The sequence below is a fragment of the Pseudobdellovibrionaceae bacterium genome, from assembly GCA_019637875.1.
Taxonomy (GTDB): Bacteria; Bdellovibrionota; Bdellovibrionia; order Bdellovibrionales; family Bdellovibrionaceae; genus JAHBUW01.
In genome coordinates this window covers 1-22,895 of sequence record JAHBUW010000003.1, presented here as the reverse complement: position 1 = coordinate 22,895, position 22,895 = coordinate 1, and the positions used below count along the sequence as shown (strand labels likewise).

At 59.4% G+C, this 22,895-nt stretch carries 17 protein-coding genes; 9 read left to right on the top strand and 8 right to left on the bottom strand.

The window, feature by feature from the left end; genetic code table 11:
- Nucleotides 1-102: 102 nt before the first annotated feature.
- Together KF767_04860 and KF767_04855 are read left to right on the top strand one after the other, a co-directional pair.
- A complete protein-coding gene (locus tag KF767_04860; protein ID MBX3017197.1) occupies nucleotides 103-3,369 on the top strand; it encodes a hypothetical protein in 3,267 nt (1,088 codons plus the stop codon).
- Between the two features lie 290 nt (nucleotides 3,370-3,659).
- Entirely contained in the window at nucleotides 3,660-4,241 is a 582-nt protein-coding gene (locus KF767_04855; protein ID MBX3017196.1) for a hypothetical protein, read from the top strand.
- A 113-nt stretch (nucleotides 4,242-4,354) separates the two neighbouring features.
- Here KF767_04855 and KF767_04850 read toward each other — a convergent pair whose 3' ends face one another.
- Nucleotides 4,355-5,518, bottom strand: coding sequence for a hypothetical protein (locus KF767_04850; protein MBX3017195.1), 1,164 nt, complete (start codon nucleotides 5,516-5,518; stop codon nucleotides 4,355-4,357).
- Between the two features lie 371 nt (nucleotides 5,519-5,889).
- On the opposite strand from KF767_04850, the gene KF767_04845 reads away from it, so the two are divergent.
- Together KF767_04845 and KF767_04840 are read left to right on the top strand one after the other, a co-directional pair.
- Entirely contained in the window at nucleotides 5,890-7,185 is a 1,296-nt protein-coding gene (locus tag KF767_04845) for a TldD/PmbA family protein (GenBank protein MBX3017194.1), read from the top strand.
- Nucleotides 7,182-8,543 carry a TldD/PmbA family protein gene (locus KF767_04840; protein MBX3017193.1) on the top strand — a complete coding sequence of 454 codons (1,362 nt, stop codon included), beginning with the start codon at nucleotides 7,182-7,184 and terminating at the stop codon, nucleotides 8,541-8,543. The genes KF767_04845 and KF767_04840 overlap by 4 nt, the downstream gene beginning before the upstream one ends.
- Nucleotides 8,544-8,601: 58 nt before the next feature.
- Here the strand turns inward: KF767_04840 and KF767_04835 are convergent, their stop codons facing one another.
- Nucleotides 8,602-9,330 carry a response regulator transcription factor gene (locus KF767_04835; protein ID MBX3017192.1) on the bottom strand — a complete coding sequence of 243 codons (729 nt, stop codon included), beginning with the start codon at nucleotides 9,328-9,330 and terminating at the stop codon, nucleotides 8,602-8,604.
- A gap of 192 nt (nucleotides 9,331-9,522) precedes the next feature.
- Between KF767_04835 and KF767_04830 the strand changes: the two genes are divergently transcribed.
- On the top strand, nucleotides 9,523-9,966 hold the full coding sequence (locus KF767_04830) for an NUDIX hydrolase (protein ID MBX3017191.1): 444 nt from the start codon (nucleotides 9,523-9,525) through the stop codon (nucleotides 9,964-9,966).
- A 24-nt stretch (nucleotides 9,967-9,990) separates the two neighbouring features.
- On the opposite strand, the gene KF767_04825 is transcribed toward KF767_04830, so the two are convergent.
- From KF767_04825 to KF767_04805, 5 genes are read right to left on the bottom strand one after another with little or no spacing between them, the layout of a single operon-like run.
- The gene (locus tag KF767_04825; GenBank protein ID MBX3017190.1) at nucleotides 9,991-10,524 is read right to left on the bottom strand and encodes a DUF2796 domain-containing protein; all 534 of its coding nucleotides are present in this window, start codon (nucleotides 10,522-10,524) and stop codon (nucleotides 9,991-9,993) included.
- A gap of 55 nt (nucleotides 10,525-10,579) precedes the next feature.
- A complete protein-coding gene (locus KF767_04820; GenBank protein ID MBX3017189.1) occupies nucleotides 10,580-11,125 on the bottom strand; it encodes a transcriptional repressor in 546 nt (181 codons plus the stop codon).
- Nucleotides 11,122-12,057 carry a zinc ABC transporter substrate-binding protein gene (locus KF767_04815; GenBank protein MBX3017188.1) on the bottom strand — a complete coding sequence of 312 codons (936 nt, stop codon included), beginning with the start codon at nucleotides 12,055-12,057 and terminating at the stop codon, nucleotides 11,122-11,124. The genes KF767_04820 and KF767_04815 overlap by 4 nt, the downstream gene beginning before the upstream one ends.
- Nucleotides 12,054-12,974, bottom strand: coding sequence for a metal ABC transporter permease (locus KF767_04810; GenBank protein MBX3017187.1), 921 nt, complete (start codon nucleotides 12,972-12,974; stop codon nucleotides 12,054-12,056). Before KF767_04810 ends, KF767_04815 begins: the two co-directional genes overlap by 4 nt.
- Nucleotides 12,971-13,657: an ATP-binding cassette domain-containing protein gene (locus KF767_04805; GenBank protein ID MBX3017186.1), complete on the bottom strand. Its 687-nt coding sequence runs from the start codon at nucleotides 13,655-13,657 to the stop codon at nucleotides 12,971-12,973. The genes KF767_04810 and KF767_04805 overlap by 4 nt, the downstream gene beginning before the upstream one ends.
- Nucleotides 13,658-13,761: 104 nt before the next feature.
- Between KF767_04805 and KF767_04800 the strand changes: the two genes are divergently transcribed.
- The 4 genes from KF767_04800 to KF767_04785 are packed head-to-tail and all read left to right on the top strand — an operon-like array spanning nucleotide 13,762 to nucleotide 17,976.
- On the top strand, nucleotides 13,762-14,346 hold the full coding sequence (locus KF767_04800; GenBank protein ID MBX3017185.1) for a hypothetical protein: 585 nt from the start codon (nucleotides 13,762-13,764) through the stop codon (nucleotides 14,344-14,346).
- Nucleotides 14,343-15,032, top strand: coding sequence for a hypothetical protein (locus KF767_04795; GenBank protein MBX3017184.1), 690 nt, complete (start codon nucleotides 14,343-14,345; stop codon nucleotides 15,030-15,032). Before KF767_04800 ends, KF767_04795 begins: the two co-directional genes overlap by 4 nt.
- A gap of 3 nt (nucleotides 15,033-15,035) precedes the next feature.
- Complete coding sequence (locus KF767_04790) at nucleotides 15,036-16,103, top strand: hypothetical protein (GenBank protein MBX3017183.1); 1,068 nt, start codon at nucleotides 15,036-15,038, stop codon at nucleotides 16,101-16,103.
- Between the two features lie 37 nt (nucleotides 16,104-16,140).
- Entirely contained in the window at nucleotides 16,141-17,976 is a 1,836-nt protein-coding gene (locus KF767_04785) for a monovalent cation:proton antiporter-2 (CPA2) family protein (GenBank protein MBX3017182.1), read from the top strand.
- Here the strand turns inward: KF767_04785 and KF767_04780 are convergent.
- Nucleotides 17,973-22,895: tail fiber domain-containing protein (locus KF767_04780; GenBank protein MBX3017181.1), on the bottom strand; the 4,923-nt coding region annotated here is incomplete at its 5' end. The genes KF767_04785 and KF767_04780 overlap by 4 nt on opposite strands.

The window sequence follows — 22,895 nt, the reverse complement described above, 5'->3', positions numbered from 1 at the left end:
ATTCTGAGAAAATTCCAGGATTCTTACCGGCTGCCGAAAAGTTGAGTGCTAACGTGAATGCAGAAGTTTTTCGTCCATCGATAAGACTTTCTTGGGGGACCTGTGGGGATTAAGGCATCTTTGAAGACGACGCGTTCGTTTATGACGTTCTTCACCTTATTTTTGGTGGGGAACATCGTCCTATTCGGATTCCAAAACTGCGGAAAAGCGAAGATGGGATTCTCGGGTGAACCGGGGCTCAACCAATCATTAGGAAACGAAGTCCCGGTCGACGCCGTTTGCCCGGCGGGCCAGGCGGCTATCGGTCTGAACGGTGGCGTCGTCATCTGCGTGAATATCAATGATCGCGGGGGCCAAGTTTGCCCCGTGGGCCAATATCTCTACGGCTACGACAATGGCGGTGGGGCTCGCTGTATCCTCGTTAGCGATCGCGATCCGCTCCTTCCGGTTTGCGACTTCAATCGTGAGCTTGAGTCTTACTCTTCGAACGGCGCTCTGACGTGTATCCGGATGCCCGGCTCGCGTCCGAATTACGATTGTCCTCCGGGACAATACCTGCGTGGTGTCGTGAATGGTCAGCCGGTCTGCGCGGAGCTGAATCCTCCCCCGCCGATTCCTCCGGGTTCGTATCAGTGTCCTATCGGTCAGCAGTTGCGTGGTATCGCTAACGGTCAGCCGATTTGCGAAACGATCATTCTGCCGTTCCCGACCCCGCAATCGTGTCCGTCGGGTCAAGCCATTGTCGGTATGACCGCGGGACAAATCGTGTGTCAAACGCTGATGCCGCCTCCGCATCCGGATGCGGTCTGTAACGGCGGTCAAATGACCGTGAACCAGTCGGCGAACGCGGTTTTGTGCGGCAATACGCCCGAACGTGACCTCGTTTACTACTGCCCCGGCGGCGAGTACCTGTCCGCGGTTTCGGATCAAGGTTACGCATGTACCACGATCCCCACCCCCGATCATAAGTGGAACGGCTCCTGCGGCCAGGGCCAATTCTTGATGGGCTTCGTCGGCAACCAGCCGATCTGTAACCCGCATTCGACTCCCGATTGGAACTACACGTGCCCGAAAGGGACTTACCTGAACGCGATCATCGCGGGCGCTTACGTCTGCGTGCCCTTCGATGACAACAATCCTTGTCAACGCGGCTTCGAACTCGTGGGGGGGATCTGTAAAGATCGCACCGCTCCCATCATCAAGGTGACGAAGCAGCCGACCAACGGTCCGTCGCGGACGGCTTTGATCGAATACACGGTGGAAGATCGTGATTCGGATCTGGCGGCGACGATCTGTGAATTCGACGGAGCGGCGTACGCGGCTTGCGATAGCCCCGTGAACTTGGCGAACCTGACTCCCGGCTTCCACCAGTTCGTCATCACGGCCCGTGATGTCGAGGGGAACGAGGCCTCGAAGACCATTCAGTGGACCGTTTCGACCTGTAATCCGGGCGAGACCCTGTCGTGCCCGATCGCCAATGGCGCGGGAGCGATGGTCTGTAAGCCGGATGGTTCGGGCTACGGCTCGTGTGAACCCACGACTTGTAACAATGGATACGTCCGCGATGGCAATCGCTGCGTCCCGAAAGTTTGCGACGCAGGCTACGTGTTCGAAAACGGCAAGTGCGTCGATCGCGAACCGCCGGTCATCAACGTGACCAAGCGTCCGCAAGATTCGAACGATCGTGGCGCCGAAGTCATCTACACGGTGACCGATGTCGGTTCGGGCGTGAAAGCGGTGACCTGTCGTTTGGACGGCAAGGCGCACTCGCCCTGCGTGAGTCCGCTGAGGATCTCGAACCTGGCGGTGGGATTCCACGAAATCGCGATCTTCGCGGTGGATAACGCCGGCAATCAGTCGTCGCGTTATATCAAATGGACCATTGGTAATGTGTGTACGCCGAACTCGACGGTGCCTTGTGACGTGCCGAACGGAACGGGCACCAAGAAGTGTTCGTCGAACGGATCGGGTTACGGTTCATGCGTACCCAGTTCGTGCGATGCCGGATATGAGCTGAAGAACGGTCAGTGCGTGAAGCTCAGTTGTCCCGCGGGTTATGAAGCCGTGGGGAACGCTTGCGTCGATAAGACGAAGCCCTCCGTGCGGATCGTCAGCGGTCCTGCGGCCATGACGTCGTCGGGCTCGGCGCGCCTGGTGTTCGAGGGAAGCGATGTCGGCTCGGGCGTGGATCGTTTCGAGTGTTCGTTGAACGGCTCGACCTACGCGCGTTGCTCTTCGCCGAAGGACTATTCGGGATTGGGCGCGGGGAACTATCAGTTCTTCGTTCGCGTGACGGACAAAGCGGGTAATTTCGCTGAGGCGAATCACCTCTGGAAAGTCACGGCGTGTGATCCCGGCGCGGTGAAGTCGTGCTCGGTGACGAACGGCAGCGGCCAGAAGGTCTGTAAGGCCGACGGTTCGGGCTACGGTTCGTGCGTTCCCAATAAATGTAACTCGGGTTATCACCTCGAGAACGGCGTGTGCGTTAAAGACGGCGATGGTGGCAATGACCCCGTTTGCCGTAAGGGCGCTCACAAGTCGTTCTTCGTGGATCTGTGGCCTCGTTTGGCGAGCACGCTCCCGCCGTCGTGCCAATCGGGCGCCGAGATCTGGAACGTCCCGGTTTCGAAGACGATCGTCGTGAAGTCGGCGAACTCGGCCGGAACGTCGGGCGATCTGCAGATCGATTTGGACTACGCGACTTATAAAGCGGCGAACTCGGCGCGCATCACCGCGAAACTGGCGAACGGCCAGTCGAAGGTGATCTTCGAGCCGTGTTTGATCAGCACGCATAAAGACGTCGAGAACAAGTGTCTGACCGCCGGGTACGGCAGCCGCCCCATCGAAAGCGCGATTCGCGATTTCCGGGTGGTCGTTCCGAAAGGTACGGTGGAGCTGAAGTTCCAAGGTCTGGATAACAACACGCCTTGGTATCTGAAGGTGAAGGGTCTCTGCGAATTCAAAGTTTCGCAGCCCATCTACTCGTCGCCGTTGAGCGGTGGTGAAAAATACCGTCCGTTCGGTGATGAACAGCTGAAGCTTTGCCAAGTCGTCGCCACCACGGGTGAGTCGGTGACCTCGATGGAACCCTCGGTCGATGCTTGTAAGAAGTTCTGGAAGGACACCGAGAAGAAGTATCCGGACAAAACGGTTCAATTGGTCGAGTACGACCGCCAGGTCATCTACCGGTTGGAGCTGAAGAAGTGCGAAGTGAAGTTCTCGGATTGGTCGTACAGCACGAGCCAACAGAAGGACGTCAATTCGTGCATGGACTACTACTGGAAAGTCCGCAAACAGAACCACTGGAAGAAAGTCGTCTACGTGAAGTTCGACGGTAAATCGATCCGTCCCGACTGCCACAAGGACTAACGGTCCCGCCGACGACAGTTGAATCTTGAATCCGCGAAGCCAGTCCCGAGATCGGGGCTGGCTTCTTCGTTTTCGGGCGGCGGCGGGGGAGTGGTGGTGTGGTGGTGTGGTGGTGTGGTGGGGCCATCGGTCCTCGCTTCGCTCCCGCGCGGAGCGCGCGTGCGGCGAGAGGACCGATGGCCCAACCAGCCCCGGGCGTGTCGTGGAGGCCCGGATTCCGGACGCGTCATGGGCTCTGTCAGGGCCTCGATGCCGCTCAGGATTTCCCGCCGCTTGCAGTTCTGGCGGGTATGAGCCGACACTCCCAATTGCGATTCCCGTTTCTGAAACTTCGGCGTGAAAATGCCTACGGCGGCACGCTACGCCGCCGTCGCGACCGGCGAGGGGCGCGGCCCGTCTCCAGTCGTCACGCCTTGCATATGGTGTTCAAGTCGTCCTCCGCGAAGGGGCCGACCAGTTTTCTACATCCGCGTTCACGGGTGATTCTTCACCGCACGCTTCGCCAAATGGCCAAACGTTACGGTCTGCGTGTTCACGAGGTAGGGATCTGCGGAAATCACTTCCACATGCTCGTGCGCTTTCATCATCGCCGCTATCTATTGGCGTTCAATCGGGTCTTCACGGGGACACTCGTCAAACGCCTTTGTGGGAGCCAGAAACTCGAGAAACGATTTTTCGACTTCCGTCCCTTCACGAGGGTGGTGGAGAGTCGCCGGGGTTACCAAATCGCGCGCGACTACGTGCTGTTGAACCAGCTTGAAGGCTTGAGAATCATTCCCTATCAGCGCGAAAGGACGCGGTCGGCGTGGTGGCGCAATCGGGTTTCGCCGGAGGAGCCGCCGCCCGAACCGGTTCTGCCGTTCATGCGCTGACGCAAAAAGAAAGCCCGCACCGGCAGGTCAGAACCGGTGCGGGCTGATGCAATCGAGGATGGGGTCTCGATCACAAGGTAGGAGTGGACTTCCCCTACATGGCAAATCGGGGTTTAAGGGGTCGAAATTCGAATTTTTTCGCCGAGGGCTTTGGCGCCGTCTTCGGCGACGGAGACCGGCTGGATATCGTAGTCCTCGCCGCTTTCCAGTCCTTCGATGCGAAGTTGATGGGCGGAACGTAACATTTGATCCGAGTCGGTCAGGTACTGGTCGCCCGTTGAGAGGCGGTGCACGAGGGCCTGCGATGTCGCGGGACGTGAGGTGCGCCATTGGATCTCGGCTTGGAAGCTGGAGACTTCGACGATGGCGCCGCCGGTGATGGTCAACTCTTCGCCGGAGACGCACGGATTGAAAACCGCTTGTCCCGGGAGAAAGTAGTTCCGCGCCGGTACGGGGGCCCAGCCGCGCGACAAAAGTTTCTTGTAGTTCGAGTTCGGTTTCGAGTTGTCGTCGGGGTTGAAAAACGCGTCGTTACCCGAGGTTCCGCATAAAGGCTCGGTCCGTGTGGCCGCGTCGACCTTCCTCCACATCAACATCATCGCGATATGCATTCGCGGTCCCTGAAAATAAGTGATATCCATGTCGAGCCCCTGTCCGTGTTGGAGCGAAACGCGATCGTTCGCGCAACCCATCCGCGTCGGATGATCGCCTTCGTTGTCGATCAGGACTTTTCTTTGGCCATCGGTCCCGATATGCATCGTGGTACCATCGTCGGACAAAAGGGCGAACTCGTAGTCCCCCGCGGGGTCTTCGCTGGCGAGCCGGATCTGGGAGCTGAAACCCATGCCGAAATACTCGATCAACTTTTCGCCTTGATCATCGGTCACGACGGAGCTCGTTTCCGTCGCGAATCCCTGGTGGAACAAACGCGTCGGCACGTTCAGGTCCGAGAAAAAGAGGCTGCGCCCCGAGGCGGACCCATGGTCCAGATAGTCCGAGGAGCGGGTCCATGCCGGTTGGCCGGAGGACCGGTGGGCGAGGCGGGCGCGGACGCCATTTTGGCTTGTGTCCGGCGCTCCGCCTGACCACGGGTCGCAAACGGTTTTGTTTAAGGGAAAGGCGTTCATGTCACGCTTTGACGGCTGCCCCTGGGGCGCGAGGGATTCCGCGCTGATCTCCAGGTTGGTCTTCGGGGTGCAGGCCATCAGGGGCAGCGTCAGTGCCAACAGTCCTGTCCAGGGGCCCAGGACGTTGCGAGTCAATCTGATATCATCCATGACAAACTCCGTTGGTGAATCCATCCACCGTTCACGTTCATCATAAATTCACCGCCGCGAACTTCAAAGCCGCGACCTTGCTTTTGCGGAAAGTGAGACCCACATTTCACAACGTGTCCGTGAACTTCGACACTGCTCGGCGGATTCGCGTCAGGGAAGGAAACACCGTCCACAAGTTTGACCTTTTCCGACGGATTTGCGACAACCTTTTATCAACTTTAGGAGGTCTCGTGTCCTCAGCTACTGCAGCGAAAAATCCCGTGATCGCGCGCGAAATCGTGCCCAAATCGTGGATTGAAAAAGCCCTCGATCAGGCGCTCGCCACCGGCGCGGATTTCGCCGAAGTTTTCGTGGAGGACTCGAGCAGCTCCATGCTGTCGATGATCGACGGTAAACCCAAAGGTGCGACGGTCGGTCGTCAGTATGGTGCGGGGGTGCGCGTGCACTTCGGCCTGGAAGAGATCCACGTGACCACGAACGATCTGACCGAAGCGGGGCTCGTGAAGGCGGCGAAAAAAGCCGCGCAAGCCCGTCCCGAGGGAGAGCGGAAAGTCACGCCCGTGAAACTCGGCGACGCTCCGGCAAAGCCTTTCGATTACATGGCCCACGGGGATCTGGCGCAAGTCGCCGACCGCCAAGAGAAGTTCCAGTTCATGCGCGGTCTGGACACCGCGGCCCGCAAGCGCTCCAGCCTGGTGACGCAGACGGAGCCCCTCATGCTCGAAAAAATGCAAGAGGTGCAGATCGCCAACTCCTTTGGCGTTTACGTGACGGACAAGCGCACGAACTACCGGGTGTTCCTTGAGGTCTTCGTCGATGATCAAGGGCAGAAAGAGAGCTACCACAAAAACGAATGGTCGGTGGACAACCCCTCGTTCTTCAAAGCGATGGATGGTCAGAAGTGGGCCGAGCAGACGACGGACTCCGCGCTGACGCTCTTGAAGGCCGACTTCGCGCCGGCGGGCGAGCTTCCGGTCGTGATCGATAACGGCTTCGGCGGCGTGATCTTCCACGAAGCTTGCGGCCACGGTCTGGAGACGACATCGGTGGCGCACAATGCGTCGGTCTTTTGCGGGAAGCTCGGCGAAAAGGTCGCCGACAGCTGCGTGACCGCGATCGACGACGGCACGATCGCCGGGGGCTGGGGTTCGCTCAGCTACGACGACGAAGGTCGTCCGGTGCAAAAAACGACGCTCATCGAAAACGGCATCTTGAAGTCCTACATGGTGGACCAGCTCGGCGCGAAGAAGACCGGGTTGGAAGTCACCGGTTCGGGCCGTAAACAGAACTACAAATTCACGCCCACCTCGCGGATGCGGAACACCTTCATCGCGCCCGGTACGAGCTCGCTCGATGAAATGATCCGTGACGTCGACTACGGCATCTACGCGAAAGATATGGGTGGGGGTTCGGTTTCGCCGGGAACGGGCGATTTCAACTTCTCGATTCAGGAAGCTTATCTGATTAAGAACGGTAAGATCGCGACGCCGATCAAAGGGGCAAGCCTGATCGGTCGCGGGATCGATGCGCTCGGCAAGATCACGAAAGTCGGCAGCGAGCTGAAATTGTCGGCGGGTATGTGCGGATCGGTCAGCGGTTCGATTCCCGCGGCCGTGGGGCAACCGCCGCTTCTGGTTTCGAAGATTCTGGTGGGAGGTCGCGCATGAGCCAACAGCAAAACATCACTCAAGTGTTCAGCGATCTGACAGCGAAAGCGAAGGCGGCCCAAGCGCAAGTCGAGATGACGGTCAGCGAGGGCGACAAGTTCTCGGCGACGTATCAAGATCGTAAACTTAAGAAGTACTCCTCGGACCAGACGGCCAGCGCGGTCGTCCGGGTGTTGAAAGGTTCGGGCGTGGGCATCGCGACGACCGAGAATCTGTCGGCCGAGTCTCTCGCGGAGTGTTTCGCGGCGGCCCTTCAGTCGGCGAAGGATCTTGATCAAGGCGGCGAGCCGGAGGATCTCGTGGCTCCCGCCGCGAGTTATCCCGACGTGAAACTCTTCGTCTCGGATTATGAAGAGGTGCCGATCGCGGAGCGCCTGAAGTGGGCCGAGTCTCTCGAGCAAGAGGCGCTCGATCTGGATCAGCGGGTTTCGAATGTGCCCTATTCGGGCGTGACGCTTTCAAGCGGCAAGACGCGGCTTTTGAATTCGAAGGGGCTGGATCGCAGTTACCAGTCGAGCGGGATTTCGGGCTACTCCTACGCGCTGGCGAAAGAGGGCGACAAGTCGAAGTCGGGCTACCATAGCTTCTTCCGTCGTGAGGCGAAGGATCTTCCGCTGAAAGAGACCGCCCACGAAGGGGCGACCCGCGCGTTGGATCTTTTGAGCGCGGTCCAGCCCAAAACCGGTCAAGTGCCGGCGGTGCTGACGAACGACGTGGCGGCGCAGTTGCTTTCGATTTTGGGACATCACTTGTCCGCGAAGTCGATCGACGAGAACACGAGCATGCTCAAGGACAAGAAAGGGAGCGCGGTTCTTTCGCCGGTGCTGAACATCGCCGATAATCCGCTCGCTTCCGAACTGCCGGGCTCGCGTCCGTTCGACGCGGAGGGGACGCCTTCGCAGCAGACCGCGCTCTTTAAAGACGGCATCCTGGAAAACTATCTGACGAACTCCTTCTACGCGCGCAAGTTGGGGCTGCCCTCGACGGGAAATGCGGTTCGCGGTCGGGCGGGGATGGATATCGCCCCTTCGAACCTCGTGGTCGCTCCCGGTACGAAGACCTTTGAAGAGCTCGTCAACATGGCTCCGGAAGTCGTGGTCATCACGGAAGAGTCGGGATTTCATTCCGGTATGAAGGAGATGACCGGTGATTTCTCGCTGCCGGCTTACGGCGCGCTTTACCGCAACGGCAAGAAGGTGCAGTCGCTCGAGCAGTTCGTGATTTCCGGGAATGTGTTCGAACTCATGAAGTCCGTGACGGCGGCCTCGAACCGTTTGAATGAAAACGGCGGTTCCGTGGTGGCGCCCGATCTGTTCGTTCCCGCTTTGTCGATCGCGGGCGAATCCAAAGAGAATTAGAAAATAAAAAAGCCGGTGGAAGACCACCGGCTTTTGCGTTTCCGAAGGATGGCGGCGGTTACGCCGAGACCTTCAGGCGGATTTGCGGAGTATAGCGATAGCCTACGCCGTGGATCGACTCGATCAGATCCGAGACCACGCCGAGTTTCTTGCGGATCTTTTTGATGTGGGCATCGACCGTCCGCTGCAGAACGTTCAGCTCATCGCCCCAAACGGTCTCGAGCAGCTTTTCGCGCGAGATCACCTTCTCGGGGTTCTCCATCAAAATGCGCAAGATGCCGCACTCAATTTTCGTGAGATCAACAAAAGTCGAAGTCTCTTTCAGGAACACGCGGTTCTCGCCCACGTGGAAGCGGACCATCGGTCCTTCGATGATGGTGTCCTCGGCGACTTCGGTCGCCGCGGCCTTATCGAGATGGACCTTGATGCGCGCTTTGAGCTCTTTCGTATGGACGGGCTTCAACATATAGTCGCGGGCGCCCAAGTCGAAGGCCAGGAGCTTCGAGTCGATCTCGCCTCGACCGGACAAGAACAGCACCGGGACCTTTTTGTAGTGGTCCAGTGTCCGAATTCGAGACAGCGTCTGGAAGCCGTCATTTTCGGGCATGTTCACGTCCATGACCAGGATGTCGAACCGGTTCTGCTGACACAAGGACAGCGCCTCCAGGCCCGAGCTAGCGGTCTTCACTTCGAAGTCCGAGCTGAGCGAGCGCTCCAGCACCGACAGAAGGACGACCTCGTCATCAATCAACAGAACCCGCTTTTTCATATTTGTGATGTGTTCCATGGGTCCATTGTTCACCCGATCTGAAATTCTGTGAATTCAGACTTTGGTTTTGCGTCAACATGAGACGGGGAGCGAATTTCAATAGTTGGAAGGCTGTCAAACTAGTGCGCGCGTGTGTCTCGTTTTGAACGCCATGCGCGATTGATTTGATCTTCGTATCTTTCCACACTCGCGCGGGTAGGATCGTCCGCGATGAGACAGGCCGTACGCGCGATTCTTATTCATGACTCCCAACGGGGCCTCTTCGTTCAACACGACGAGCGTCAGGTCCTCGATCGCGGGAAGTGGGGCACGCCCGGTGGCGGCATCGAGCCGGGCGAGGACCATCGGTCCGCCCTTTTACGCGAACTCGGCGAAGAGTTCGGCGCGACGTTCGCGGCCGGGTTGACCATCGGTCCGCATTTACGCACGAATGAGCGCCCGGACCGTGTCGATCACTTCTATGCGGTTTGGTTCGCGGGCGGCGCTGAAGGTGTCCGGATCACGGCGCCGGATGAAATTCTCGATTACGGTTGGTTTACGCCGGATGAGGCGGATCGCCTCGTACTGTTCTTCGGATTTGAGGCCGAATTGTGTCGGCAGGCCTGCGCGCTCGCGTCGTCTCGGGCGTCGGGGGACGTCGGGCGGGACCGATAGTCCCGCCAGGCCCGGAAACCGGAGTTAATTCAGGTCGATGGAGTTGGTCTTCGCGTCGATCACGCCACCCTTTTGCAGCTCGGGCGTGACGATTTGGACTTCGATTTTGTTGAGCGATGGATAGTGCGCGCGTAAATCCACGACGAACTTTCCGCCCTTGAGCGACTTGTCGCAGGTGACGTCCGCTTCGACTTCGATTTCGGCGTGCTCGACTTTGCCGACTTTGTGGCGGTCGACGTCGACTTCGACTTTATTCCACGTGCAAGTCGCGCCTTCGAATTTCACGCTCTCTTTGAACTTGGCGACCAAGTTGTCGAGCTTCATTTTTTCTTCGGCTTTCGCTTTCGCGCCTTTCGGCGCGTTCTCGGAACCGAGCACGACGTCCGCGCTGATCTTGAAGTCGATCTCGCCTTTCAGCGCTTCGAACGCGACATCCATGCGGCCTTCGCCGTGAACGTGTTTGCCGTGGCTGTGACCCTTTTCATGTTTGTGATCGTGCGCGCCCGCCGACAGGCCGAGAACCAGTGCGCTACCTAAGAGAAGTGATTGCAGTTTCATGTGAAGCCTCGCTTTCGCCCCCATTGTCGGAGCGGGATCCCGAAGGGTCAAGCGATCACGCGCGCGTGGGTCCGCGTTGCGGCAGTGCCGTCGGAAGCTCGGTGATCCGTGCCGACCCGAGGGACTCGCGCACGCGCTTCTCTTGGCAAGTCGCGCAGACGCCGAAAAATTCCAGGCGGTGAGTCAGGTCGCCATAACCCAACTTGCGGATGTCTTTGAAGTGCTGATCTAGGCCACAGATCTCGAGAACGTCGACACGCCCGCAATCGCGGCAGACGACATGATGGTGATGATGACTTTGATCAAGCCACTCGTAAAGTTTGCGTCCCGTGCCGAGCTCGGTGGCTTGAATTAATCCGGCGTCCAGAAAGCTCTTCAGGTTGCGGTAGACCGTGACTAAGTCCGCGCTTTTGCGCGAGCCGAGTTTCTTCAACAAGGCCGGGAGTTGTGAATAGAGATCTTCCGCCGATTGGGGGTGTCGACCTGAATGCAAAAGGGTCAATAACCCCATACGAATGTCGGTGACCTTCAGGCCCGATTTCTTAAGCAGTTCTTCGGCGCGCAGCTCACGGCGGGCGGCGCAGCTGACCTGCGCGCTCATGGAGTCACCTTGGAAGAGGCCGCGGCCGCGAAAGCGCGCACGAGTTTTTCGGTGTTCGATCTGAGAAGTTCGACATAGGTTTTCGTTTGCTCGCCCAGCGAATCCCCGTCGAGAGTTTCCGTGGGGATTTGGCTTTGCGAAAGGGCGGTCCGCAACGCTCGCTCGTGATGCCCCCGTTCGAAGAAGGCGACCTGAATGCGGCCGGCTTTCAGCATCTTCTGCAGTCCCGCCAGTCGCTCGGCGCTCAGGTCCTCATTCGTCGAAACGCCCATGACCGAGACGAAGCGCACGCCGAAAGCATCGCCCATATACTTGAAGCCGTCGTGCGGCGACAGGGCGACGCGGTCTTTCAGACGAAGACCCGCAAGGGCCGTGCGCGTGGCTGTTTCGATTTCGAGAATCCGGGCGTTGAGTTTCTCGGCGCGGGCGTTGAACTCTGCCGTGCGCGTGGGTTCGACCTCGGCCAACTTGGCGGCGATCTTCGCGACGACTTGGCGGACGCGCGCGGGATCGTGCCAGTAGTGCGGATCATTGGGGCCGTGTTGATGATGGTCATGGTCGTGATCATGGCCATGGAGATGCGCGGGGTCCAAGCCCGACTCGGCGGCAAGCGGTTTCAATCCGTCCGAGACTTCCACCAAAGTCGCGGTCGATTTGGAGGACTTCCAAAGTTGGGCGGCCCAGGGCTCAAGCCCCCAGCCGCTCAAAAAAACGAGACGCGCTTTTTTGATCTCGAGAACGTCGGAGGGGCGTGGATGAAAACCGTGCGGATCGGCGCCGGCGGGAATCAGGCTTTTGACCGTGACGGCGTCGCCGCCCACTTCTTCGACCAGATTTTTCAAAATGGAGAAGCTCGTCACGACGGGAATCGGGGCCGCCCGAACGACCGGTGCGAGGAGGACCAGAAGGAGCAATGAGCCAACGAACTTCATGACTTCACCTCATCGCGCGCAACGACGACGCCCGTGCGGATCGTGATCCCGGGGTGGGGGCGGTGGCGTGGTTTGCGTAGACGTGCCCACAAGCCGTGCGCGGGGCCGAAGACCAATGCGGCCAGATAGATCGCCCCGCAGCTGAGAACGATCGCCGGCCCGCTCGGCCAATTGAAATGGAATGAAGTCAGAAGCCCGCAGTAACTTCCGAGGATGCCAAACGCGACGGCGAAGCCGACTTGTTTTGGCAAGGAGTCGACGCAAAAGCGTGCGGCGGCCGAAGGTAGAAGCACGAGACCCAAGGCCATCAAGGTTCCCAAGGCTTGAAACCCCGTGACGAGTGTCAGGACGACGATGAACAAAAACAAGAAATGAATCCACCGGACCGGATAACCGAGGCGCTCCAAGTGCGCGGCATCGAGCGCTTCGAAAAGAAGAAGCCGGCCCAGGAAGGCCCACAAGAGAAGGGTCACCAAGCTCGCGCCGAGGACCATGTACAGCGTCGTTTCGTCGAGGGCGAGCACTGAACCGAACAACAAGTGCATGAGGTCGACGGAGCTTCCCGACCGGCTGACGAGAACGACTCCCGCGGCGATCGAAAGGAGGTACATCGAGGCGAGCGAACTTTCTTCCTTCTGGGGGGAGATTTGCGCGACGAGGCTCGCGAGTCCCGCGACCGTAAAACCCGCGATCAAGCCGCCGAAGAAGAGCGCCGGAAAATAGAGTCCCCACATCAGGTAGCCGAACGCGGCTCCCGGCAGCAGGGCGTGTCCGAGGGCGTCGCCGACCAGCGAGAGGCGGCGGAACATGAGGAGCACCCCCACCGGTGCGCCGACGATCGCGATCGCGATCGAGGCGATGAGCGCCCGGGCCATGAAATCGAGTTCGGTAAAAGGAGTGAAGAAAAGCTCGATCATGCGCGCACCTCGGTCGGAGAGGTTTTTTCCGACGACCGGGCTTGCATCAAGAGCGTGAGCGGGAAGAAGCGCGCGGCGAGCTTTTCGTCATGTAAAATGCAAATCACGGTCTTGCCGGCGGCATTCAGCTCTCCGAGAAGCTCCAGTAAACGCAGCTGACTGGCTTCATCGAGGCTGTTCATGGGCTCGTCCAGAAGCAGCACGTCCGCATCCTGTACGAGCAGCCGCGCGATTAAGGCGCGCTGGCGTTGGCCGCCCGAAAGATGGGTCCAGACGCGGTCGCGCAAGTCGGTCAGCGCCATGGCTTCCAGCGCGGTGGCGATGCGTGCGTGGACCGATGCCGCGCGACGCCCACTCATCCACAATCCGAAACTCATCTCGGGAGCAAGGCCCTGGCTGACGACGTCCCAAACGGTGACGGGCAGGTCTTGATTCAGAAGCGCGGTTTGTCCGAGATATCCGATCTGTCGGGACCGAAGGTCCGCGCGTTCCAGTCGCCCCTCCCAGTGCGTGAGTTCACCGGCCAAGATCCGTAGCAATGTACTTTTGCCGGAGCCGTTGGGTCCGAGGACCGCCCACATTTCGCCCTGCCGGAACGTCGTCGAGAAATGGTGAAGCGCCGGTTTTCCTTGGTAGGAGAGGGTGATGTCTTGAAGGTCGAAAAGGACGGGGCGGGGGCTCATGGGACAAGGACCTAATGGGATTGGCACGCAAATGCAAGTGGTTTGCATTTGTCTGGACAAGGACCGATCGTCCCTTTAAACCGGGGGCCCTGGAGGTCAGGTCCATGAAAAAGTTCTTTCCGGTCGTAATGGCGAGCGTTCTTGGTTTTTCGTCCTTGGTGATGGCGCACGGTCAAGGTGAGGCGGCAGAGCCCGCAGGTCTTGAGGAGTTGGAAGTGCTGTGGGCGGGAGCGTTCACGCAGTTCCGCTCTGATATCCGTACCGAAGAAGGGCGTGAGGTCGGTGACGAAGTTCTGGGCTTTCAATGGACACGTCAACAGGACGAAGCCGTCCTCGATATCTACGAAGTGAAGCCGAACGGTCAGCTCGGCACTGAAGTCTACGATTGCCATCTGCATGACTCGGCTGCGCATTGCAACTATCTCGAATCGCGTGCCCCGGTCGATTACTCCGCGCCCGCACGTTCCTTCAAAATTGAAGAACTTCTTGAAGGAGCGAAACAATCGCTGATCCTACTGGACGGACGCGTGGAGAATCTCGCGGACGTAACGGCACTGAAGGTCTGGCAAGACGGACGCGATATGCAAGTGCGCGTGCAAGGTACGAAAACGTCTTTCCTGAGCTGCCACTACCACGGCGCCGCGATTGACTGCCATCGTCAGCGCAACGTCGGAGCGAACGAGCCGTGAATCGCGCGTTGCCCCTCGCCTTCGCTCTGCTTTTGACCGCCTGTGCGGGAGGTCCGAATCTGGATCTTATCGCGCGCGCCGAGAATCCGTTGGGAAAGCCCGACGGCCAAAAGCGTCCCGGCGAGGGAACGGAGGACGGATTGGCGTCGGGGGCGACGCTTCGCCTCGCCGACGGACCCGTCTTAACCGTGGTCCATGGGCACTTTCGTTTGGTCGAGAACTGCCTGATCGGCGAGGGGCGCTTACGTCTTCCCGATCGGGCTGGGGTCAGCGATTCCTTCAATCTCGATTTTCATTTTCGGTGGGAGTCGTGGGCGCGCGTGCGTTTTATCGGTCAAGCGCAGCCCGACGGCCAAAACGCCTTCGTCTTGGATCTGGCACGCTCGTCCGCGGGCGTACAGATTCAGACCGAAGCTCAAGGTGCGGTCGAGAGCTGGTCGGACTTGACGTCGCTGCAAACGTTGTTGGCGCGGGATGAAGTTCGTTTCAATCTCGATTTCCATCACGACGAAGCTCATCGGCAGTACGCGCACCTTCTTTTCTATGACGGAGATCGTCTGATCATGGATTCCGGTCGCGACACCGTCGGCACTCCCGGCAAGGGGCTGGGCGCTTCGCAATTTCTGGATCTCGAAAACGTCCGCCTGTGTGGCCTCAAGCAAGGCGCGCCGAAGGATGGTGGCTAGGTCGTGCGTTTATTTTTTCTGATCTTGTTTTTTCCACTCGCGCTGTTGGCTCAAGACGGACACGAAGGTCATGATCATGGCGGCGGCGGTCTCGACGGCCTGAATTTTCTGGGCGCGGCGGACCTTTTTTTGCCCGTGCACTCTGATCAAAATCAAGTGGATGAAAATCGACTGCGTATTCGTTCCGCCGAGCTGAGTATTTCGGGAAGTGTCGATCAATATTTCGAGGGAACGTTGACCTTCGCGGGACACAGCCACGGCGGAAATTTTTTGTGGGACGTGCACGAGGCCTATCTGCGGACGAACGACTACCTTTGGGAAAATACCGAGGTGAAGGTCGGAAAATTCCTGCTGGGAATCGGCCGCTTGAACCAGATTCATCAGCATGAATGGCTTTTCACCGAAGCTCCGCGCGTGCACCGCCAGTTCTTCGCGGAAGAGGCGGCGATGGATACCGGGGCCGAAGTCCGACACCGTTTCAACGAGACATTCAATCTGACCGCAGGCGTGACCAACGGCTACTGCTACGGGCACTGCGATCAACTGGGCCGCCGTCCACTGGCACCGGTGCATTACTTGCGTGGAGAAGTCGCGACGGACGACTCGCGGACGGGACTCAACTACTGGGGCTACACGGACTTCAGCGGTGAACGCGTGTGGCACACCGGAGTGGACTTCGTCTGGAAGAAAATGTCCCACGGCCGCGCGAAACACCTTATCCAAACCGAGACCTACTACCGCAATAAGATTCCGGAGCTTGGGGCGGCGTCCGTTCACGCCGGGACCTATCTCTACTATCAACGGACTTGGAACCGCCGCCTGTCTTCGGGTCTTCGCGCCGATCTGTTCAGCGAACTCAACCGCCGTTGGGAGCTTGTCGACGAGAAGCGCGACAATCTCGACTATGCCCTCACCTTGAACAGCACCTACCGGGCGGGGGAGTACTCCACGTTGCGTGGGGGCCTGGTTCACGAAGCCTTGACCCAAAGGGGCGTCGCCGCCGTGGTCGACAACCGCGTGGAGCTACAGCTCGTGTACTTGCTCGGCTCGCACCCACCCCATGGCTTTTGAGTGACAGACCCCGTAAAAACGGGTTGAAATCGCGTTCATGGCCGCCGAAGCACATGCCTCCGATCTCATCAAAGTGGTCTCGCTCCTGGGCGTGGCCGTCGTCATGGTCCCCCTTTTCCGCCGCATCGGCTTAGGCTCCGTCCTTGGCTATCTTTGCGCCGGGTTGATCATCGGTCCCTTCGGCTTCGGTTGGTTTTCGGACTCCCAAGCGGTGTTGCACGTCGCGGAGCTCGGCGTGGTCATGTTCCTTTTCGTCATTGGTCTAGAGATGCAGCCCTCGCATCTTTGGGGAATGCGGCGTGATATCTTCGGATTGGGCTCATTGCAGATTTTCATCTGCACACTTCTTTTGACCGGCGTGGGGCTCGCATTCGGTTTCAACTTCGCGACCGCTTTCGTCGGCGGCATGGGCTTCGTGCTGACGTCGACCGCGATCGTGATGCAGCTTCTGGGCGAACGCGGCGATCTCAATTTGCCCGCGGGGCAGAAGATGGTTTCGATTCTGCTGTTCGAAGATCTGTTGATCGTGCCGCTCCTCGCGCTTGTCGTTTTGATGTCGCCCGTTGAAGCGATGTCCGAGGCGACGTCGCGCTGGGCTTCCGTGGGACTCGCGGGGGGCGCGATCGCGGCGCTCGTCACGGCGGGGGTTTGGCTTTTGAATCCGCTCTTCCGGATTCTCGCGTTGGCGAAAGCGCGCGAGGTCATGACCGCCGCCGCGTTGTTCGTGGTTTTGGGGGCGGCGCTGCTGATGCAGATGACGGGACTCTCCATGGCGATGGGAGCTTTCCTGGCGGGCGTGCTGCTGGCCGAGTCCTCCTTCCGTCACCAGATCGAAGCCGACATCGAACCTTTTCGCGGAATTTTGCTCGGACTTTTCTTTATCGGCGTGGGGATGTCGCTCGATGTGAACGTCGTCAGCGAGAACTGGCTGCTGATTCTGAGCGGCGTGATCGCCATGATGTTCGTGAAGGGGCTCGCGATCTACGGCGTCGCACGGTTCCTGAAATCGTCGAACGCCGAAGCCTTGGATCGGGCGACGCTCATGGCGCAAGGCGGGGAGTTCGCCTTCGTGCTGTATTCCGCCGCCGCCGCGGAAGGCGTGATCGATGCCGCCGCGAACGCGAACTTCACGGCGATCGTGGTGCTCTCGATGGCCTTCACCCCGCTGGTCGTTCTGGTGTTCCAGAAACTGCGACCCACGGGTTCGGTCGATGCGTCGGGGCTCGACGTCGCCGAGGGATTAACCGGGAACGTTCTGTTGATCGGTTTTGGCCGCTTCGGGCAGGTCGTTTCACAACTTCTGTTGGCGCGCGACGTGAACGTGACCATCATCGACGCGGATCCGGACATGATCCGCTCTGCCGGCGAGTTCGGTTTCAAAATCTACTACGGGGATGGCTCACGTCTGGACGTCTTGCGGGCGTCCGGCGCGGCGACCGCCGACGCGATCATCGTCGCGATCGACGACAAAGAGACGACGAAAAAAGTCGTCGAGCTCGTGAAAAGCGAGTTCCCCCAAGCGAAAACCCTGGTGCGTGCCTACGATCGGGTCACGGCGCGGGAGCTCATCATGGAAGGCGTCGACTACCAGATTCGTGAGACTTTCGAATCCGCGATGCTCCTCGGGGAGCATGCACTTTTGGAAATCGGCGTTAGTGAGGATGAAGTCACCTTGGTCTCGGCGGATATCCGTCGTCGGGACCGCGAGCGGATGGAGCTCGACATCGCGTCGGGCGGGCAGAGCTTCACGGCGGGACGTCAGCTCATGTACGGAAACGCGATTCCCAAACCCGCGCCGCTCGTCGAGCCGAAGCGCGAGTCGCAGAGCCTGACGGCCGCGACGGAAAGCACGGTCAAAGGGGTTGCGAATTAGCGACAGAGCTCGGCGTTCGGATCTTTCGCGCAGATCCAGCCTTTGATCGCTTCGTTTTCCTGTTTCAGCTGACGGATCTCGCGGTCTTTGGCTTCGTTATCGGCCTTCAGCGCGTCGACGTCCGTTTGCTCGGCTTTCGAGGCGATCGAACGTTTCACTCCGACGAGTTCGTAGTAAAGCTCTTGGATCGCTTTGATGACGGGGGCGATCAACGCCGGGTAATCCAGACGCAAGAAACCTTTATCGTCCTCGCGGACCGCTTGCGGATAGACGTCGCGCACCTGTTGCGCTTTCAAACCGATCTGCTCGCGGTCGGCCTCGGGGTTCTGCGGATGGATCCACCGATACGTGACGGGCTCCAGTTCCAGAAGTTTTTCGAGGGAGTGATCCAACAGCACGAAGTCCTTCTTCAAACGCACGTCCGAGCTGTACAGATACGCCGTGGCCAAGACGTTCCCGTTCACGTGCAGGCGCTCGTCGGGATCGATTTCGCCGATCCCCACGTAACCGCTCGACCAGGCGACCGTCAGACGGTCCTGGCCCGCGTCTTCGTCGCGAATCGAGAAGTCGAAGTAAGGCGGGTCGATCGTCGAGGTGCTACCGTCCGTACCGATCGAGTAGTGACGATGATAGATTCCACCCCACGCCGAGAAGCGGGCGCGGGCCTTCTCTCCCGGCGCCGCCGAGATGTGGAGCATGTCGTCCGGATCGGTCTCGCCGATACCGACGTTTCCGTTGTTCTTGATACGCATGACTTCGCTGCCGGTCGTCGTATAATCACCCTGGTAATTTACGCCCGTGCGGAAGGTGATGTCCGCCATCTCGGAGGCCATAATGAAGTTGTTGTTGTCCAGCGCGAATCCGCCGGTGTTTTGGCCGACTTTCTCCAGGATGAAGTGCGGATTGAATGTATCCGGCGAGCGCGCCACGAGCACCGAGTTGGGGTTGTTTATTCCCGAATGTGAAGGTCCAATCGACAGCATCCCACGCACATCCATCAGGCCTTCGGGGGTGCCCGTTCCGATCGCGACGCTACCGCCGCTGTTGATGAACATGCGGGTGTTGTTGTTGGTTTCAAATGCGAGCGCTTGGTTGTCGTTGGTGCCGATGGTTCCGGTTTGACCGAACGAGTTCCCACCTTGCGCCCAGTTGGTTGTTCCGCCCGAATTGGTCACCCACGAAAGGTTGCCGGACGCGTCGGTCTGCAGAATCTGACCGTTCGTACCGGTACCGGCGGGAAGAGTCAGGGTGTAGTTCGACGCCATCGTATCGGCGGCACGGAGCGAAACCCCGTTCGTGCCGTTCACGGCGAGCTCGCGCAGCTGCAAGCGACCCGAGTTGCCCGCGCCCGCGGCGATGGGGCCGGCGATGATCTCGCCGCCGTCGACGTGCAGACGTCCTGAAGGCGCGGTGGTGCCGATCCCGACGTTCCCCGAGCCTTTGATGATCATCCGCTCTGTCGAGCTCGTCGATCCCGAGGGTGTGGTTGTAAAGACCAGTGACGAGGGGCTGCTGCCCGCAGTGAATGTGGCGTCGGAGACCGCGTAGATCGCGGAGGAGAATTCCGCATCTGAACCGGTGTATCCCATGAAGTTGACGACACCTAGGTGGAGACCGGCGGGCGTCGGATTCGTGGAAGCTTCCGAACCGCGCGCGTTGAAGAAATTGATGCGGGGATGCCCCGCGAAGCTCCCGCCTTGGTAGGCATCGATGTTGAGACCGGGGAAGGCGTGAGTATAACCGTTCGTCGCCTTGATGCTGATGCCGACAAAAGTGGTGTCCTCGACGGTCAGTGTTTGGTCGGGGTTGCTCGTACCGATCCCGACCGCTCCGCCGGGGGTGATGGTCATGCGGGTGTTGTTGTTCGTTCTGAACGCCAAGGCGTTGTTATCATTCGTGCCAAGAGTCCCGGTCTGTCCGAACGAGTTTCCACCTTGCGACCAATTGAGGGTTCCGCCGGTGTTGTTGACCCAACCCAGGTTGCCGGAACCATCGGTCGTCAACAATTGTCCCGAGCTTCCGGTTGCGGCGGGCAACGTGAGCGTGAAATCCGCCGCGATCGAATCCGGAGCGCGTAGCGAGACCGCATGCGAGCCGTTTGCGACGAGCTCGCGCATCCGCAGTCGTGCGGTGTTGCCCGCGCCCGCCGAAACGGGGCTCAACAACATATTTCCGCCCGATAGGTGTAAAAGTTCGGTCGGGACGGCGGTGCCGAGACCCATTTTTCCATCCGCCGCGATGCGGGCCTGCTCGTTGAGGCCGGTGCCGAAGCGGAGCGCGCTGTTCGCGTTGTCCGAACCGATCCAAGCCCGGTATTGAGCGGCACCGTCACCCATCGCGATCGAAGAATATCCGGTGGTTCCACCAATGATCGAAATGCCGGCCTGACTGCTGGCTCCGGAGTTGTTTTGTACGATAATCTCCGTGTCCGTCGACAACGAGGGCATCGTGGTCCCGGTATTGCGGACGTGCAGGCGTCCACTGGGAGCGGTGGTGCCCAGACCCATATATCCGTTCGCATCGATCCGCAGACGTTCGGCGTAAGTGGTCGCTGCGGTCTGTTGGCCGATCACGATGCTGGGGGTATATCCAGACGCCGGTGCGACCGCGCCGAGATAGGCGTGGTTGTAGCCGGTTCCGTTCCTTGAACCGATAATGAGGCTCGATGCGGCCCCGGCGGTGGCCGAAGGATTGTAGAACCAATGCCCACCGCCTTCCGGAGCCATCGCGCTTCCGTTCGGGGAATAGACGTTGGCGCTGTGGTTATAGACAGTCAAGCTTCGTTCGATTTGGGCCGAACCATTGACGTTCAGAGTGGCGACAGGAGTGTCGGTGCCGATCCCGACGCTACCGCCCGAGTTAATCGTCATGCGTGTGGTGCCCGCTGTGCGCAGCGCGAGAGGATGACTATCGTTCGTGCCGAGCGTTCCGGTTTGACCGAAGGAATTTCCACCTTGCGACCAGTTGAGAGTTCCGCCCGTATTCGTCGCCCAGCCCAAGTTACCGGCACCATCGGTCATCAAGAGCTGTCCCGAAGTACCGGTGGCGGCGGGAAGGGTCAGGGTATAGTTTGCGGCCATAGCGTCGGCGGCGCGTAAAGAGACGCCGTTTGTCCCGTTGGCGGCCAATTCACGCAGTTGCAGGCGACCCGAGTTGCCCGCGCCAGTGGCGACGGGGCCGGCGATGATTTCGCCACCTTCTACATGCAGAAGTCCCGACGGCGCAGTGATACCGATTCCGACGTTCCCGTTCGCGGTGATCCGCATTTTCTCGGAGAGCGCTCCCGCGTTCAGGTTGGTCGTCCGGAAACTCAGATAGGAGCCCGCGACGCCCGTGGCGAAGTTTTGTTCGGCCAGGCCCAAGATTCCCGCGCCGGGAAGCTCCGTGTAGTTCGCCAGACGACCGCGGAACTCGAGTGCTCCTAAAGTATCGCCCGCGACAACCGGTGCCGGTCCGCCGTAATTGCCTCGAGAATTCACGACGGCGAGCATCGGGTGCCCTAAGTTCGCGGAGCCCATGTAGTTTACGGCGACGACGCTGGGATAACGTGCCGTCGAGGAATCGGTATTCACTACGCTGATCGCTGAAAGGTCCGGGTTGTTCGCTGCGCCAATCGTCAGGCCGTTGATCGGAGCGATACTGCCGATACCCAAGAAACCATTCGTGCCGAGAGTCATCCGCGCGACGTTATTCGTTTCGAAAACGAGGGGCTGGTTGTCGTTCGTACCGAGCGTTCCGGTTTGACCGAAGGAGTTTCCACCTTGGGCCCAGCCTAGAGTTCCGGCACCCGAGGCGATCATGTCCGTCCAAAGGCCGGCTTGGAATCCTTCGAACTTCGACGTTTGACTGTTGTAACGGATCATTCCATCGACGCCCGTGGGGCGGTTTGCCGTGGTGTCTCGAGGAATGAGCATCGCGGAGTCGGCACCGGTTCCGAAAACATCCAAGACGGCTTGTGGATCGTCGGTGCGGATACCGACGCGTCCAGCAGACGTCGTCCCGGTGCCCGTCATCGAACGACCGTAGATGAGGTTACCGATGGTCATGAAATCATTCATGGTACCGGTCGGTGCGGTCAAATTGCTGCTGCCGATAAAGATGTTTCTCGCACCATTGACAAGGCCCGCTCCGGCTCCGCGTCCGATGAACAGGTTGTGACCACCGGTTTGTAGATCGTAGCCGGCGGAGTTCCCGATCGCCGTAATATCGACACCGGAGGTCAGTTGGTGCAAAGCATGCGCTCCCACCGCGGTGTTCCCCCCGGTGGTTGCATTCGTGCTATTATTCAACGCATGGCTACCAATAACGGTGTTGCCACTTCCGACGCCGGTTCCCGATAGGGCAGAGAATCCGATTGCCGTATTGTTGATTGCATCCGTCACGTTCCGGCTAGAGTAGATACCCACGGAAGTATTTCCTCCGCCGAGGGTCAGGCTGTTCCCGGAATCGTAGCCGATGGCCAAATTTCCCCAAGCCATGGCGGTGTTCAGGGACGACATCGGGCGTTCGGTGCCGATGAAAGTATTGATATGTCCCCACTGTCCCGGGTAGCGACTGAAGATGGCATTGCCATTGAGACGGATCGAGTCGGTGGCATTCATTAGGTTGATGTTGCCGTTGACGTTCAGAGCGTGAGTGCCCGAAGTCGTACCGATCCCCACGTAACCGCTATTCGTGATGTGCAGGCGAGTCGTGCCATTCGTGCGAAGGGCGAGGTCTTGGTTGTCGTTCGTACCGAGCGTTCCGGTTTGACCGAAGGAGTTTCCACCTTGGACCCAACCCAGAGTGCCGCCGGGATTCGTCGCCCACGACAGATTGCCGGCACCATCGGTCGCGAGGAATTGACCCGTCGATCCGGTCGCGGCGGGGAGCGTGAGCGCGTAGTTCGCGGCCAGCGTGTCCGGTGCGCGGAGGGAGAT

What these genes read in the sequence shown, in the direction of transcription:
- KF767_04855 (MBX3017196.1), top strand. Translation starts at nt 3,660, where the DNA reads ATGAGCCGACACTCCCAATTGCGATTCCCGTTTCTGAAACTTCGGCGT.
- KF767_04850 (MBX3017195.1), bottom strand. Translation starts at nt 5,518, where the DNA reads ATGGATGATATCAGATTGACTCGCAACGTCCTGGGCCCCTGGACAGGA.
- KF767_04845 (MBX3017194.1), top strand. Translation starts at nt 5,890, where the DNA reads ATGCTGTCGATGATCGACGGTAAACCCAAAGGTGCGACGGTCGGTCGT.
- KF767_04840 (MBX3017193.1), top strand. Translation starts at nt 7,182, where the DNA reads ATGAGCCAACAGCAAAACATCACTCAAGTGTTCAGCGATCTGACAGCG.
- KF767_04835 (MBX3017192.1), bottom strand. Translation starts at nt 9,330, where the DNA reads ATGGAACACATCACAAATATGAAAAAGCGGGTTCTGTTGATTGATGAC.
- KF767_04830 (MBX3017191.1), top strand. Translation starts at nt 9,523, where the DNA reads ATGAGACAGGCCGTACGCGCGATTCTTATTCATGACTCCCAACGGGGC.
- KF767_04825 (MBX3017190.1), bottom strand. Translation starts at nt 10,524, where the DNA reads ATGAAACTGCAATCACTTCTCTTAGGTAGCGCACTGGTTCTCGGCCTG.
- KF767_04820 (MBX3017189.1), bottom strand. Translation starts at nt 11,125, where the DNA reads ATGAGCGCGCAGGTCAGCTGCGCCGCCCGCCGTGAGCTGCGCGCCGAA.
- KF767_04815 (MBX3017188.1), bottom strand. Translation starts at nt 12,057, where the DNA reads ATGAAGTTCGTTGGCTCATTGCTCCTTCTGGTCCTCCTCGCACCGGTC.
- KF767_04810 (MBX3017187.1), bottom strand. Translation starts at nt 12,974, where the DNA reads ATGATCGAGCTTTTCTTCACTCCTTTTACCGAACTCGATTTCATGGCC.
- KF767_04805 (MBX3017186.1), bottom strand. Translation starts at nt 13,657, where the DNA reads ATGAGCCCCCGCCCCGTCCTTTTCGACCTTCAAGACATCACCCTCTCC.
- KF767_04800 (MBX3017185.1), top strand. Translation starts at nt 13,762, where the DNA reads ATGAAAAAGTTCTTTCCGGTCGTAATGGCGAGCGTTCTTGGTTTTTCG.
- KF767_04785 (MBX3017182.1), top strand. Translation starts at nt 16,141, where the DNA reads ATGGCCGCCGAAGCACATGCCTCCGATCTCATCAAAGTGGTCTCGCTC.